This window comes from Rhizobium sp. AAP43 (assembly GCF_001296045.1).
Lineage (GTDB): Bacteria > Pseudomonadota > Alphaproteobacteria > Rhizobiales > Rhizobiaceae > Allorhizobium.
In genome coordinates this window covers 12,881-27,016 of the sequence record NZ_LJHS01000008.1, presented here as the reverse complement: position 1 = coordinate 27,016, position 14,136 = coordinate 12,881, and the positions used below count along the sequence as shown (strand labels likewise).

16 protein-coding genes and 1 pseudogene are annotated in these 14,136 nt (G+C 61.8%); 9 read left to right on the top strand and 8 right to left on the bottom strand.

Features of this window, described 5'->3' with window-relative positions:
- Positions 1–14: 14 nt before the first annotated feature.
- The 5 genes from IP76_RS07340 to soxR all read right to left on the bottom strand — a co-directional run bounded on the left by IP76_RS07340 (position 15) and on the right by soxR (position 4,095).
- On the bottom strand, positions 15–242 hold the full coding sequence (locus tag IP76_RS07340; protein ID WP_054157562.1) for a BrnA antitoxin family protein: 228 nt from the start codon (positions 240–242) through the stop codon (positions 15–17).
- A gap of 88 nt (positions 243–330) precedes the next feature.
- Entirely contained in the window at positions 331–1,311 is a 981-nt protein-coding gene (locus IP76_RS07335) for a bifunctional riboflavin kinase/FAD synthetase (RefSeq protein WP_054157561.1), read from the bottom strand.
- Between the two features lie 13 nt (positions 1,312–1,324).
- A complete protein-coding gene (locus IP76_RS07330; RefSeq protein ID WP_054157560.1) occupies positions 1,325–2,173 on the bottom strand; it encodes a TIGR01459 family HAD-type hydrolase in 849 nt (282 codons plus the stop codon).
- A gap of 100 nt (positions 2,174–2,273) precedes the next feature.
- On the bottom strand, positions 2,274–3,584 hold the full coding sequence (gene chrA / locus IP76_RS07325; protein WP_054157559.1) for a chromate efflux transporter: 1,311 nt from the start codon (positions 3,582–3,584) through the stop codon (positions 2,274–2,276).
- Between the two features lie 58 nt (positions 3,585–3,642).
- A complete protein-coding gene (soxR, locus tag IP76_RS07320; RefSeq protein WP_054157608.1) occupies positions 3,643–4,095 on the bottom strand; it encodes a redox-sensitive transcriptional activator SoxR in 453 nt (150 codons plus the stop codon).
- A gap of 93 nt (positions 4,096–4,188) precedes the next feature.
- On the opposite strand from soxR, the gene IP76_RS07315 reads away from it, so the two are divergent.
- From IP76_RS07315 to IP76_RS07295, 5 genes are all read left to right on the top strand, one after another.
- Complete coding sequence (locus tag IP76_RS07315) at positions 4,189–4,548, top strand: hypothetical protein (protein ID WP_156318505.1); 360 nt, start codon at positions 4,189–4,191, stop codon at positions 4,546–4,548.
- 180 nt (positions 4,549–4,728) lie between these two features.
- Positions 4,729–5,025, top strand: coding sequence for a co-chaperone GroES (gene groES / locus IP76_RS07310; RefSeq protein ID WP_054157557.1), 297 nt, complete (start codon positions 4,729–4,731; stop codon positions 5,023–5,025).
- Between the two features lie 69 nt (positions 5,026–5,094).
- Positions 5,095–6,735 (top strand): chaperonin GroEL, encoded by a 1,641-nt coding sequence (gene groL / locus IP76_RS07305; RefSeq protein ID WP_054157556.1) that lies wholly within the window; start codon positions 5,095–5,097, stop codon positions 6,733–6,735.
- A gap of 381 nt (positions 6,736–7,116) precedes the next feature.
- Positions 7,117–7,707, top strand: a complete 591-nt coding sequence (locus IP76_RS23455) for a hypothetical protein (RefSeq protein WP_245281414.1) — start codon at positions 7,117–7,119, stop codon at positions 7,705–7,707.
- A 155-nt stretch (positions 7,708–7,862) separates the two neighbouring features.
- The gene (locus tag IP76_RS07295; RefSeq protein ID WP_054157606.1) at positions 7,863–8,297 is read left to right on the top strand and encodes a DoxX family protein; all 435 of its coding nucleotides are present in this window, start codon (positions 7,863–7,865) and stop codon (positions 8,295–8,297) included.
- A 198-nt stretch (positions 8,298–8,495) separates the two neighbouring features.
- Here IP76_RS07295 and hisG read toward each other — a convergent pair whose 3' ends face one another.
- The 3 genes from hisG to hisS all read right to left on the bottom strand — a co-directional run bounded on the left by hisG (position 8,496) and on the right by hisS (position 12,026).
- Positions 8,496–9,191 (bottom strand): ATP phosphoribosyltransferase, encoded by a 696-nt coding sequence (gene hisG / locus IP76_RS07290; RefSeq protein WP_054157555.1) that lies wholly within the window; start codon positions 9,189–9,191, stop codon positions 8,496–8,498.
- Positions 9,191–10,309 carry an ATP phosphoribosyltransferase regulatory subunit gene (locus IP76_RS07285; protein ID WP_054157554.1) on the bottom strand — a complete coding sequence of 373 codons (1,119 nt, stop codon included), beginning with the start codon at positions 10,307–10,309 and terminating at the stop codon, positions 9,191–9,193. Before IP76_RS07285 ends, hisG begins: the two co-directional genes overlap by 1 nt.
- Before the next feature lie 196 nt (positions 10,310–10,505).
- On the bottom strand, positions 10,506–12,026 hold the full coding sequence (gene hisS, locus IP76_RS07280; protein ID WP_054157553.1) for a histidine--tRNA ligase: 1,521 nt from the start codon (positions 12,024–12,026) through the stop codon (positions 10,506–10,508).
- A 231-nt stretch (positions 12,027–12,257) separates the two neighbouring features.
- Here hisS and IP76_RS23270 point away from each other — a divergent pair.
- The 4 genes and pseudogenes from IP76_RS23270 to IP76_RS07265 all read left to right on the top strand — a co-directional run.
- Positions 12,258–12,377, top strand: a pseudogene (locus IP76_RS23270) (type II toxin-antitoxin system RelE/ParE family toxin); the annotation flags it as partial.
- A gap of 3 nt (positions 12,378–12,380) precedes the next feature.
- Complete coding sequence (locus IP76_RS07275) at positions 12,381–13,148, top strand: hypothetical protein (RefSeq protein ID WP_054157552.1); 768 nt, start codon at positions 12,381–12,383, stop codon at positions 13,146–13,148.
- 49 nt (positions 13,149–13,197) lie between these two features.
- Positions 13,198–13,626 carry a hypothetical protein gene (locus IP76_RS07270; RefSeq protein WP_054157551.1) on the top strand — a complete coding sequence of 143 codons (429 nt, stop codon included), beginning with the start codon at positions 13,198–13,200 and terminating at the stop codon, positions 13,624–13,626.
- A 64-nt stretch (positions 13,627–13,690) separates the two neighbouring features.
- Entirely contained in the window at positions 13,691–14,083 is a 393-nt protein-coding gene (locus IP76_RS07265) for a DUF305 domain-containing protein (RefSeq protein ID WP_054157605.1), read from the top strand.
- Positions 14,084–14,136 lie beyond the last annotated feature (53 nt).

The window sequence follows — 14,136 nt, the reverse complement described above, 5'->3', positions numbered from 1 at the left end:
GGCGCAAGCCCGGCTCAGCCCCTATCCGCCTCAACCACCGCCCGCAGCGCATCATTGATGCGGTCCTGCCAGCCGGGGCCCTCGGCCTGGAAGTGCTCCAGCACGGCGCTGTCGATGCGCAGCGAGACAAGCTGCTTGGCCTCCGGCGCTGCGCGGCGTTCCACGGCGGGTGCGACCGGCTTTGGGGTCGGACGGAACAGGGCTTCGGCGGCGTCCTTGGGATTGATGGGGCGGCGGGCCATGGGTGCGGGCTTTCTGATGTCGGGCCGGGTGGGTCGGCCGAGGTTTCGGTTGGAGACAATCAACCCGCGGCACACAGGTGCACGGGCGTCAGAAGGCAATCTTGGCGTCCAGTTCGCCCATCGGCTTGACGCCTGCGAGAAGCGCCCTCGCCTCTTCCTCGTCCTTGCGGATCTGGGCAACCAGCGGATCGAGACCGTCGAATTTCCACTCGTCGCGCAGATGGCCGAAGAAGGAGACCGAACAGATCTCGCCATAGAGATCGCCAGAGAAATCGAAGACGAAGGTTTCGAGCCAGGGATCGCCGTGATCGGTCACGGTCGGACGGTAGCCGAAGCTTGCGACACCATCGCGAATGATGCCATCGGGGCGACGGAAACGCACGGCGTAAATGCCGGGCCGGAGCATCGCTTCCGGCGGCAGATGCATGTTGGCGGTTGGGAAGCCCAGGGTGCGGCCAAGCTGCTGGCCCTTCATCACTTCCGCCTCAAGGGTGAAGCGGTATCCCAGAAGACCGGCGGCCTGGGTCACATCACCCTCGCCCAGAAGTTGGCGGATGCGGCTCGACGAGATCACCTCGGCGCCCTCATCGCGGAAGGCATCGATCAGGCTGACGCCGAAGCCATGGCGACTACCGGCCTCCATCAGGAAGGCAGGGCCACCCTCACGGCCCTTGCCGAAGTGGAAATCAAAGCCGGTGACGACTTCCTTGGCGCCGATCCAGTCAACCAGGATGGCCCGGACGAAATCATCGGCAGAGCGCTGCGAAAATTCGCGGTCGAAGGGATATTCGATGACGGAATGGAAGCCCATGGCTTCCAGGATGCGGGCGCGGATGGGGGCCGGCGTCAGCCGGAAGACGGGCTTATCCGGATTGAAGACGGAGCGCGGATGCGGCTCGAAGGTGAGCACCAGGGCGGGCACGCCAAGCGCCTCGGCGCGCTCCAGCGCCCGGTTCAGCACGGCCTGATGGCCGCGATGAACGCCGTCGAAATTGCCGATCGCCACCACGCCGCCGCGCAAGGCTGCCGGCAGCGGTTCTTTTTTTTCGTTGCGGTGGAAAACCGTCATGATTGCCGTCGCCTCACGCCAGCCGGTGCATCCAGTATTGCGGCGCGACCTTTTCGCGGTCGAGGTAGACATGCAGCCGGTCCTCGTCGGTCACGCCGCCGGTCGCATATTCGGCAGCATGGATGCCGCCGGAGATATAGAGCAGATCAAGGCCTGCATCGACCGCACCCTTGACGTCGGTCGGCATGCCGTCGCCGATGGCGAGCACGCGGGTCATGTCGACATCGCCCCGGGCTTCGCGGGCAGCGGCAAGCGTTTCCTCATAGATCGGCGCATGCGGCTTGCCGGCAATGCGGGTTTCGCCGCCGAGCGTGACGTAAAAGGCGGCGACAGCGCCGGCGCAGGGGATGATGCGATGGCCGCGCTCGACCACGAGATCGGGGTTGGCGCAGATCAGCGGCACCTTGCGCGCAACAAAGGCGGTCAGCATGTCGCGGTAATCTTCCGGCGTCTCGACCTCATCGTCGAAGAAGCCGGTGCAGACGACGCAATCGGCTTCGTCGGCCGAGACCACCGTCACGTCGAGACCGTCGAAGAGCGGCATGTCGCGTTCGGGGCCGAGCAGGAAGACCTTTTTCGGACCGGCGGCAATCAGTGTGCGGGTCACGTCACCCGAGGTGACAATGCGGTCATAGGCGGTATCCGGCACGCCGATGGCGCGCAGCTGCGGAATGACGCCGATCGCGGGCCGCGGCGAATTGGTGATCAGGACCACCGTCAGGCCTTTTTCGCGGGCGGCCGTCAGCGCTTCGCCGGCGAGCGGAAAGGCATCGATGCCATTGTGCAAAACACCCCAGACGTCACACAGAATGACGTCGTAAGCGTCCGTCACGTCGCCAAGGGTGGTAATGCTGCGGGCCATCTTTGTTCCTGACTGCTCTGATTGTGCCCGCTGACATGGCAAAGGAATGCTGCCAAGGCAAGGGGCGCGGCGTCACCCAAACGCAAATTCGCCGCCTCACTCAAATCAGCGCATGCATGGCGAGGCCGAGAAGGGCTGCCACCAGAAGCGTGCGACCGACCCCCTGATGGAAGCGGAAGAGCAGGATGGCGGCCATAATCGCAATCAGCAGAGCCTCAACATCCAGCGTCGACCAGTCCGGGACCGGCAGGGCGGCGGCAAGCGGCCCGAGCCTTGCGAATTCGACCTCTGCGACCGCCTTGAAGATCACATGCAGGGCGAACCAGAGAGCGAGATTGAGGATGACGCCGACGACGGCGGCGGTGATCGCGGAGAGGGCTGCACTGACCTGACGGTTGCCGCGCAGGCGCTCCACATAGGGCGCCCCGGCAAAGATGAAGAGGAAGCTCGGAATGAAGGTGGCCCAGGCGGTGAGCAAACCTCCGAGCAGTCCGATCAGGAGCGGATCGAAAGGGCCGCTTTCGCGAAAACCGGCGAGGAAGCCGACATAGGAGAGGACGAGGACCAGCGGTCCGGGTGTGGTTTCGGCCAGCGCCAGCCCGTCCAGCATCTCGCCCGGTCGCAGCCACTGATACTGTTCGACGGCAACCTGCGCGACATAGGCAAGTACGGCATAGGCACCACCGAAGGTGACCAGGGCCATGCGGGAGAAAAAGGCCTGCAACTCCGGCAAGGCTGTCTCCGGCAGGAAGAGCCAGAGAAGCGGAAGTGGTGCCAGCCAGATGGCGATCCAGACAAGGCCGATGCCGAGCTGGCGACTGAAGGCCGGCCCACGGCCTACGGGCGTTGCGATTTCCATGCCCGTGCCGGGCCGTATGCGCGCATGGGCAAGGCCAATGATGGCAGCGGAGAGCACGACCAGCGGAAAGGGCAGCGAAAAGACGAAGAGCGCGACGAAGGCGATGGTGGCAATCCAGCGGTGAAAACCGCTTTTCAAAGCCCGTTTGCCGATGCGGATCAGCGCTTCGATGACGATGGCAAGCACCGCTGCCTTCAGCCCGAAGAACAGGCCGGTCACCATGCCGGTATCCTGATAGAGGGCATAAAGGGATGAAAGGCCGAGAATGACGGCAAGCCCCGGCAGCACGAAGAGCAGACCGGCGACGATGCCGCCCCTCAACCCATGCAGGAGCCAGCCGATATAGGTTGCCAACTGCTGCGCCTCAGGCCCCGGTAGCAGCATGCAATAGTTCAGCGCATGCAGATAGCGATCCTCATCGATCCAGCGCTTTTCCTCGACGCAGATCTTGTGCATCAGCGCGATCTGGGCGGCGGGACCGCCGAGGGAGAGGAGGCCGATGCGGGTAAAGGCGGCGGTGAGTTCGGAAAACGTCGGTCGTGTCTCTGTCATGCCGGCTTTCCGTCTTTCCTCAATTCTGCCGCCACAAGAGCGGCGAGCACCGCCGCAGTCAAGCCAGAAGCCTGGCGCCGGGGCCGGACTTTCCAAGCTGATCGTCGCCATTGCGCAAGGGACAATCCTCCAGGGACAGGCAACCGCAGCCGATGCAGCCATCAAGCCTTTCTCGCAACCCTTGAAGTTGCGAGATGCGGCGGTCGAGATCGGCTCGCCAGGTTTCCGACAAGCGGCGCCAGTCGGAGACAGAGGGCGGACGGTCGTCTGGCAGGGTTGCGAAGGCGGCGGAGATATCGGCAAGCGACAGGCCCAGCGACTGGGCGACCTTGATGACGGCAACCCGACGCAGCACGCCGCGCGGAAAACGGCGCTGGTTTCCGCCGCTGCGCAGCGAATGGATGAGCCCTTCCCGCTCGTAGTAGTGCAGAGCCGAAACGGCGACACCGGCACGGCGCGCCACCTCGCCTACGCTCAGGAGAACAGGCTTCTTTGGCTTTTGCTCTGCCATAAACTTTTGATCCTTGACCTCAATGAAGGTTGAGGTCCTATCCATGTCAGCGTCCCGGTTCAAATTCAAGATCGAACAATTATGGAGCGCAGCATGAAGAACGCATCCGCCTTGCCGATGAATGACCAACTCGCCACCCCCGCGACCGTTCTCCGGATCGACCGCTTCACCTGCCCGCTTGCCCATTGGCTGGCGTTTGCCGAACGCCTCGCCTTCATCGACGGACATCTCCGGAGCCACCCGCATTGCAGGATGAGCCGCGTGGCCTCATCCGAGCGCGACGGCCAAGTCTATGTGATCACCATTGCAGAATGGGACAGCCGGGACGCGCTGCTTGCGGCAAAGCAGGAAATGGCGGCGGTTTATGCCGAAAACGGCTTCGATCCTGCCGCATTCCTCAGCCAACATGGCATAGAGAGCGAGTTTACCACCTTCGAAACCATGGTTCTCTGAGGGTTAACAGGCCATCCGGTGCCATTTACGATAGGCATCGGATTTTTGCGCGCTTGCCTTGACTCAATCCAAGCCTGTTCTTATCTGACAGTCGCTGGCACTCCTCTAGGGGGAGTGCTAATAGTATCCGATGTGATCCCGTCCGGGATCGCGAGTGTCATTTGATCGAGGGATTAGACAATGGCAAGCACCAATTTCCGCCCGTTGCACGACCGCGTTGTAGTCAAGCGCGTCGAGTCTGAAGAAAAGACCAAGGGCGGCATCATCATTCCCGACACCGCCAAGGAAAAGCCGGCTGAAGGCGAAGTCATCGCCGTTGGCCCGGGCGCCCGCGACGAAAGCGGCAAGCAGATTGCGCTGGACGTCAAGGTTGGCGACCGCGTTCTGTTCGGCAAGTGGTCCGGCACCGAAGTGAAGCTCGACGGCGTCGACCTCCTCATCATGAAGGAAGCCGACATCATGGGCGTTATCGGCTGACTTAGAGCCGGTTATTTCCACTTCTCATCCTGAAATTCGCAATGGGCTAGACGCCCGGGAGTTTTGAATATGGCTGCTAAAGAAATCAAGTTTGGCCGCACCGCGCGCGAAAAGATGCTGCATGGCGTCGACATCCTCGCAGACGCCGTGAAGGTAACGCTCGGCCCGAAGGGTCGTAACGTCATCATCGACAAGTCCTTCGGCGCTCCGCGCATCACCAAGGACGGTGTATCGGTCGCCAAGGAAATCGAACTGGAAGACAAGTTCGAGAACATGGGCGCCCAGATGGTCCGCGAAGTTGCTTCGAAGACCAACGACATTGCCGGTGACGGCACCACGACCGCAACCGTTCTTGCCCAGGCCATCGTTCGCGAAGGCAACAAGGCCGTTGCTGCCGGCATGAACCCGATGGACCTGAAGCGCGGCATCGATCTGGCCGTTGCTGAAGTCGTCAAGGACCTCCAGGCCAAGGCCAAGAAGATCTCGACTTCGGAAGAAGTTGCCCAGGTCGGCACGATCTCGGCCAATGGCGACACGCAGGTCGGCAAGGACATTGCCGAAGCCATGCAGAAGGTCGGCAACGAAGGTGTTATCACCGTCGAAGAAGCCAAGACCGCTGAAACCGAACTCGAAGTCGTCGAAGGCATGCAGTTCGACCGCGGCTACCTGTCGCCCTACTTCGTGACCAACCCGGAAAAGATGGTCGCCGATCTCGACGACGCCTACATCCTCCTGCACGAAAAGAAGCTCTCGAACCTCCAGGCCATGCTGCCGGTTCTCGAAGCAGTCGTTCAGACCGGCAAGCCGCTCGTCATCATCGCTGAAGACGTCGAAGGCGAAGCTCTTGCAACGCTCGTCGTCAACAAGCTGCGTGGCGGCCTGAAGATCGCTGCCGTCAAGGCTCCTGGCTTCGGCGATCGCCGCAAGGCCATGCTGGAAGACATCGCCATCCTCTCGGGCGGCACTGTCATTTCGGAAGACCTCGGCATCAAGCTCGAGTCTGTCACCCTCGACATGCTCGGCCGCGCCAAGAAGGTCTCGATCACCAAGGAAAACACCACCATCGTTGATGGTGCTGGCCAGAAGTCCGACATCGAAGGCCGCGTTGCCCAGATCAAGGCGCAGATCGAAGAAACCTCTTCGGACTACGACCGCGAGAAGCTGCAGGAACGCCTTGCCAAGCTCGCTGGTGGCGTTGCCGTCATCCGCGTTGGCGGCTCGACCGAAATCGAAGTCAAGGAACGCAAGGACCGCATCGACGACGCGCTGAACGCAACGCGCGCTGCTGTTCAGGAAGGTATCGTTCCTGGCGGTGGTACGGCTCTGCTCCGTTCGTCGACCAAGATCACCGTCAAGGGTGCAAACGACGACCAGGAAGCCGGCATCAACATCGTTCGCCGCGCTCTCCAGTCGCTGGTTCGCCAGATCGCCACCAACGCTGGTGACGAAGCTTCGATCATCGTCGGCCGTATCCTCGACAAGAACGAAGAGAACTACGGCTACAACGCCCAGACCGGCGAATTCGGCGACATGATCGCCATGGGTATCGTCGATCCGGTCAAGGTTGTTCGCACGGCTCTGCAGAACGCAGCTTCGGTTGCTTCGCTGCTGATCACCACCGAAGCCATGATCGCCGAGCTTCCGAAGAAGGAATCGGCTGGCGGCATGCCGGGCGGCATGGGCGGCATGGGCGGCATGGACATGATGTAAGACCCATCGGGTCTTTCATCTGAACCATCGGTTCAGTCTTACGAAGGGCGGTCGCAAGGCCGCCCTTTTTTCGCTCTTGTGGACACCCGTAACGCATGCCAGACGCAGGGCTGCGACAGATTCTGATCAAACGTCCAAAAATAAGCACGCTTCCCAGCCGCACAGCGCTTGTGCGCAGCACGATAGTCAATTTAAATATTTCTTAATGCTAACTGGCTTTTCCACTTTGACGCGGCCGCCTCTTTTCTTGCGCTCATACGTGGCAGGGCATTTTCAACCCGACGGCGTCGTGATATCCGTCAGTTGTACGTTCATTCTCGTTGGGGAACGAGATGGTTGTGCCGATGCTTCACAAACGCGTTTCGTGAGGCGAAAAATATAGTGGTTGCGCCGCCGGGCTGGGCCGGTGTTGGTATGTTAAGGTCTCTGCGGCGGTTCGCCGACGAGAGGCGGATTTTCGGGAATGCGGCCGGTCGCGCAGCGTCGACACACAAGAGCCGCTACCTGTTGCTGGGTTTGGGGAAGACAGTGTTTAAGATCGCAAATGCCGAACTCGATATGGGCAACCCATACGATTGCCCGCCGGATCGCGGCGGCTTTCTGGCGGATGACGCGTGTCGTTTTGGCGTGTCCGAAGACTGGACTGGTAATCTGACCAACGGATTGCTGCAATTGGGCGAGCGCGCCCGGACTATTCATGGCCTGGATACGCCGGAGATCGGCCTCCTGACCATGATGCGCTGCTACGATCCAGCAGATCGCGCGCATATCCTGAGGCTGTTCGAGCAGGCGGCAACCGAACCATCGCGCTTCTGCTATTCGACAACCATCATCGTGGGAAACAACCATCGCCAGCCGTTGTTCTGCATCGGCGAGTCGTCCGGGCTTGTCGACAATGGCGGCAATATTGTCGGCCTGTTCATCTTCCCTCGCTTCCAGCTTCCCACCCCAGTCTCGGTCAAACCGGCCTGAGATCATCAACGATCAGATGAATGGCATTTGCTGTTTCGTTTTTGTGAACGAATAGTCAAATGTCGTCAACCTATCCGGAGATCAGAAAAGCGGGCATTAGTGCGTCACTGGCTGGCGCCGAGGAGCGGCACAGCACCAACGTTATGGAGCCCCCGATGTCGTCCACAAACAATGCCCTTCTGGTCCTTGTCCGCGTTCTTCTCTCCTTCATCTTCATCCTGTCCGGTTTCGGCAAGCTGACCGACCCGACGGCAACTGCCGGCATGATCACCGGCGCCGGCCTGCCGGCTGCCGACCTGCTCGCCTATGCTGCCGGCCTTTATGAGCTGGTTGCCGGCCTCTTCATCCTCGTTGGTTTCCAGACCAAGCTCACCGCCTGGACTATCGCGCTGTTCTGCGTGTTCACCGGTCTGGTCTTCCACTCCGGCACCGTTGCCATCGAAGGCTGGCCGGAAGGCGCGCTCGGCTGGATCAACACGCTGAACCAGATCATGCTGATGAAGAACATCACGCTGGCCGGCGGTTATATCGCTCTCGCCATCATCGGCGCCGGCGCCTACTCGATCGACGCCCGTCGCTCGGCTGCCTGATCCCTGCCCTAACCGGCAAAAAGAAACCCGCTGGAGCGATCCGGCGGGTTTTTTTCGTGAGCGATTGCCCCTCATCCACCCTTCGGGACACCTTTTCCCAGCAGGCGATGAGAGGAGCGAGACCGCCAAGGCATGTTGTCCCCTCTCCCCGCTCGGGTGGAGAGGTCAGGAGGAGAGGCGAAGCTCTCTCGCCAGCGTTTAGAGGACGCCGCGCACAGCCTCGATGATGCGATTGATCATTGCATTGCCCTCATGCTCCGGCTTTCTTGCCCGCACAAGGCAGGCCTCGGAGCGCAGGATCACACCATCCGACAGCACTTTCAGGTGGTTCGCCTTCAAGGTCGAGCCGGTCGAGGTGATATCGACGATGATATCCGCCTGGCCGGCGGCGGGCGCGCCTTCTGTGGCGCCCAGGCTTTCGACGATCCGGTAGAGCTGGATTCCATGCTGGCGCGAGAAATGCTGCTGGGTTAGGCGCCAGTATTTGGTGGCAATCGCCAGGCGCCGGCCATGGCGGGTGCGGAATTCGGCGGCGACATCGCCGAGGTCGGCCATCGTATCGACGTCGAGCCAGATCTCGGGAACGGCGACGACCACGTCCGCATGTCCGAAGCCGAGACGGGCCGATATTTCGACGCGGGCATCGGCATCGGCCAGCCCCTCGCGGATCAGGTCTTCCCCCGTCACGCCGAAATCCACCGTGCCATTGCCGATCTCGCGCGAGATTTCGGAAGCCGAGAGATAGGCGATCTCGACATCGTCGAGCCCTTCGACACGGCCGCGATAGGAGCGGTCATTGCCGACGGCGACGATCTTCATGCCCGCCTTTTCGAAGATGGCGGAGCTATCATCCTTCATGCGGCCCTTGGAGGGCAGACCGATGGTGATGGTCATCAGACTGTCCTTTCCGTTTCGATGCGGTCTAGCCAGAGCGAGAAGCCGACGGCTGGTATATGCGTTGCGGCGCCGAGCAGCGTCAGCAGACGGTCAAAGCGTCCACCGCCAGCCAGTATGGCCCGCTGATCCTTGGCCGTCACTTCGAAGACGAGGCCGGTGTAATAATCCAGCGGACGGCCGAAGGCGGCGCGGTAGGTCACGAGGCTAAGATCGATGCCCGTATTGGCAAGGGCTGCAACCCGCTCGTCGAAGCGAGAGATGGCCGCTCCAAGCTTCAAGCCGGCAGCATCGGCGAAACCGGCAAGGGCGGCGGAGGCCTCTCCCAGCGGCAGTTCGAGCGAGAGGAACTCGCGCAGCAGCAACAGCGCCGCACCATCGAGACGGGTCTCGGCCAGTTCCAGCTTTTCCTTCAGCCTTCTTGCGATTTCGGTCGGCGTGCGGCTGGCATTGGTGAGGTAGCCAGTCTCCTGCATGGTCGCATCGATGTAAGCAATCAGCGCGCTCTGGTCGCCGCTGGCCAGGAGATCGGAGACCTGCGGATCCAGGCCCGGCACCGGTGTCGGCGTGGCCAGTTTGCGCAGCAGCTGGTCGAGCTGGTCAGGGTTGCCAAAAGCCTGAATCAGTCGCTTCTGCCAACCGGCGGGCAGGCCCAGCGCCTTGACCACGGCCTCGAAGACAGACTGGTCGCCGAGGGTCACTGCGAGCGGCCTGGTAGGCAGGAGGCGGGTGAGGATTGCGACGCTATCGGCAATGGCGCGCGCATCCGATGCGGCGACCGCGATATCGCCAAGGTCCTCGATGCCGGCCTGGTAAAACTCCTGCGGGCCTTCGCGGCGCTGACGGAAGACTTCGCCGAGATAGGCATAACGCTTCGGCGTGCCCGTTGCCGTCTCGATATGGCGAAGACAGACGGGAATGGTGAATTCCGGGCGCAGGCAGAGGCTCTCGCCCCGCTCATTCTCGGTCAAGAAAATACGCCGGCGCAGGTCTTCGCCTGCCATGTCGAGGAAGGGTGCCGCCGGCTGGATGACCGGCGTATCGACGCGCGTGGTGCCGCGCGAGACGAATTCCTGCAGAATGGTGCCGGCGAAATCCGGCATGTCGGTCATGGGCATGAGGTTGGTCCTGCGATTGGGGAGTAAGTCCCCCTCTGGGCTGCCGCCCATCTCCCCCACAAGGGGGGAGAAGACCTGAGGCAGGCGCCAACCAGGCTCATAGAGGAGGTAAATCCGGGCGCGAGCTGTATGCGCCGACCGGCTCCCTCCCCCTTGTGGGGAGGGTTGGGGAGGAGCAAAGCCGCGAACTCAGACATCAAACACCCTTCGCCCGACGGCGATCTTCCGCCTGGGCGGCGAGGATCTCGCGGACCTTGGCGACGAGATCCGCCTCGGCCACGACTTCCTGCGCTACGCGGGCTTCGCGCCATTCGGCATTGTCGGTGATCTCGCCCGAGAGACGCTTGCCCTCGATCAGGTCCTTGATCTGGACGACGCCTTGCGCGCGCTCGTCGCCGCCCTGGATGATGGCGATCGGCGCGCCACGGCGGTCGGCATATTTCAGCTGGTTGCCGAATTTCTTCCAGTTGCCCTGGTACATTTCAGCACGGATGCCTTCGGCCCGCAGCTGCTGCGTGAAGCGCTGGTAGCGGCCCATGCTCTCGACATCGCCGTCCATGACGGTGACGAGGACCGGACCCGCCACGTCGTCCTGACCGAGCTTGCCGAGGTTCTTCAAGGCCGTCATCAGGCGCGAGACGCCGATGGAGAAGCCTGTCGCCGGGACCGGCTGGCCCATGAAGCGCGAGACGAGTCCGTCATAACGCCCGCCGCCGCCGACCGAGCCGAAGACGACCTTTTCGCCCTTCTCATTAGTGACGTCGAAGGTGAGTTCGGCTTCGTAGACAGGGCCGGTGTAGTATTCGAGGCCGCGGACGACGGAGGGATCGATCTTGATACGGGTCGCATCGTAGCCTGCGCCGGCGACGAGTGCACCAATCATGTTCAGCTCCTCGACGCCTTCCTCACCCTTAGAGGTGCCAGCAACGAGGGAGGCGAGTTCGGCAGCGCTTTCGGCATAGGAGGTGATACCGACAAAGAAGAGAACCTTGGCGATCTGTTCCTCGTTCAATCCAGCACCCTTGGTGAAGTCGCCGGACTCATCTTTGCGGCCTTCGCCGAGCAGAAGTTTCACGCCTTCCGGACCAAACTTGTCGAGTTTGTCGATGGCGCGCAGCACGTTCAGACGACGGCCGGCATTCTCCTCGCCGCCGAGACCGATCGCTTCCATCACGCCGTCCAAAACCTTGCGGTTGTTGACGCGGATCACATAGTCGCCGCGCTTGATGCCGAGCGCTTCCAGCGTGTCGGCCATCATCATGCACATTTCGGCATCGGCCTGGACGCCCGGCGCGCCGACGGTGTCGGCGTCGAACTGCATGAACTGGCGGAAACGGCCCGGGCCCGGCTTTTCGTTGCGGAAAACGTAGCCAGCGCGATAGGTGCGGTAGGGCAGCTGGATTTCCTGGAAATTCTCCGCGACATGGCGCGCCATCGGCGCTGTCAGGTCATAGCGCAGCGACATCCACTGCTCGTCATCGTCCTGCAGCGAGAAGACGCCTTCGTTCGGGCGATCGCTGTCGGGCAGGAACTTGCCGAGCGCATCGGTGTATTCGAAAAGCGGGGTCTCGATCGGATCGAAGCCGTAACGCTCATAGACCTCGCGGATGGTCTCCATCATCTGGTTGGCAGCGCGAATGTCGGCAGCCTCGCGATCGACGAAGCCGCGCGGCAGACGGGCCTTCAGCTTCTGGGGCTTCTTGTTCTTATCGCTCATGATGACAACCGGAATTTCGTTTCAAAAAGGTGCCGGTGTCTTAGAGGATCAAGGATTTGGCGGCAAGGGCGAAGGCAGGCAACGCGGCGTCGGACGCTGGAAAAGGGGCGTTCCTGGTGTTGTGTTTGCGCGCATAACCAGAAGTTGGACCGATGAACAAGCGCGTCACGCTCAAGATGCCGCCACGCGCGACGCCCCCAGAAGTCTCGGCGAACCTCTGCAGGACAGCACAAGCTCGGTGCCTATTGGCGCTACAAGGTTGTCGATTACCGCATCATTTGCGATATCCGAGACGGCAAGCTCATCGTGCTTGTGGTCGAGATCGGCCATCGCAGCTCCGTCTATCGGTAATCCATGATCCTTGAAGCCCTGAATTATGCCGCAAGCTGGCCGCTGACTTCTGCTGCTCATCGTCCCTTCATCCGGTCCTCGGTCAATCTCTCTGCGCGCGCCAATCGCTGCGGCAAAGCCTGGGCCGAACATGAGCGGCGGACAAAAGGGGCGATGCTGAAGGCGGCCGAGGGCTGCCGGCAAAGGCGAACGGCGGTGATCCTCGGCTCGGGGTTACTGCGCGATGTGCCGGTCATCGCGCTATCTCGGATGTTTGATACGGTGGTGCTGGTCGATCTCGTGCATCTCGCCAGCGTCCGGGGCTGGATTGCGATGAAAGGCCTCAAGAATGTGCGGCTGATCGAGCGGGACCTTTCCGGGCTCGATGATTTTCTTGCGGGCACGACACCGGACCCGCTCTCCTTCCTACGGCAGGTGCCCTACCTGGACTTCGTTGCCTCGGCCAATCTGCTCTCCCAGATCGGCATCGGTGCGGAGAGGCGGATCGCGCGCGCGGACGGCGGCGTGGCAGCTGCGGACGCGGTACCCCTTCTGATCCGCGCCCATCTCGATGGACTGCAGCAGGTGGCAGCAACCACATGTCTGGTGACCGATGTCTCCTACCGCGTGATCGACCGCGCCGGCCGCTGCCACGAAACCGTGGACCTTCTCCATGGCGTCGATCCGGGCGATCCGCTTGAAACCTGGGACTGGCCGGTGATCCCTTTCGGCGAAGAAAGCCGCGACTATCAGATCGTTCACAGCGTTATCTCGCGCCAGATGGCTCCATGAATCGTCGGCGGCCTTGTTTTCGGCACAAGGATGCACAATCTTCAGCCTCATGATGCTCTTTCGCCGCTTCTTGCTGCTTGTTGCCGCTCTCGCCTATGGCGTGATGCCGATGTCCGGGACAAGTTCCGGCCTGTCGGCCATGGCGATGCCCGTGGCCGGCGTTTCGGACGGGGTGGTGCCTGAGCATCACGGTGGATCGAGCATGGTACGCGAGTTTGCAGCGATCGCGGCTGATAGCGCAGACTGCCCGCATTCCGGCATGTCAGCCACCGTGTCCGAGCTCGACCCCGAGAATCACGCCGATCACGGCAAGGGCAAAGGCAGCGCCGTCTGGCACTGTTCGGCCTGTCTGACGCTGCCGGTCGATATCACCTTCGCATATCAGGGCCCTGCTGCCCGCGCGGCAGAAGCCGCAACCTTGCCGCGCCCGCTCGTTTCACAACGTGCCGCGCCGCTGACGCCCCCTCCCCGCGCCTGATCTTATGACCGTCGCGGCCCTTGTTGCCGCCCATTTCATGTTTCGATCAGCACAGGAGATACTCATGCTGAAGACCATTTTCGTTGCGGCATCGCTTGCGACCGCACTGACCACCGCATCCCTCACCGCTGTCTTGGCCCAGGACAACACAATGCATCAGGGGCACGACATGTCATCCATGGAGCATGGCATGATGGATAAGAGCGCCTCATCCAAGGCCTTTGCCGAGGCCAATGCCCGTATGCACAAGGACATGGCCGTGCCGCTCACCGGCAATGCCGATGTCGATTTTGTCCAGGGCATGATCCCGCATCACCAGGGCGCGATCGACATGGCGAAGATCGTGCTCGAACACGGCAAGGATCCCGAAATCCGCAGGCTGGCGGAAGACGTGATCAAGGCGCAGGAAGGCGAGATTGCCATGATGAAGGAGTGGCTGGCGAAGAACGGCCAGTAACTTCCAAGGCCAACAAACCGGCAATGGCGCATTCCTGCGCCATTGCTTTGCCG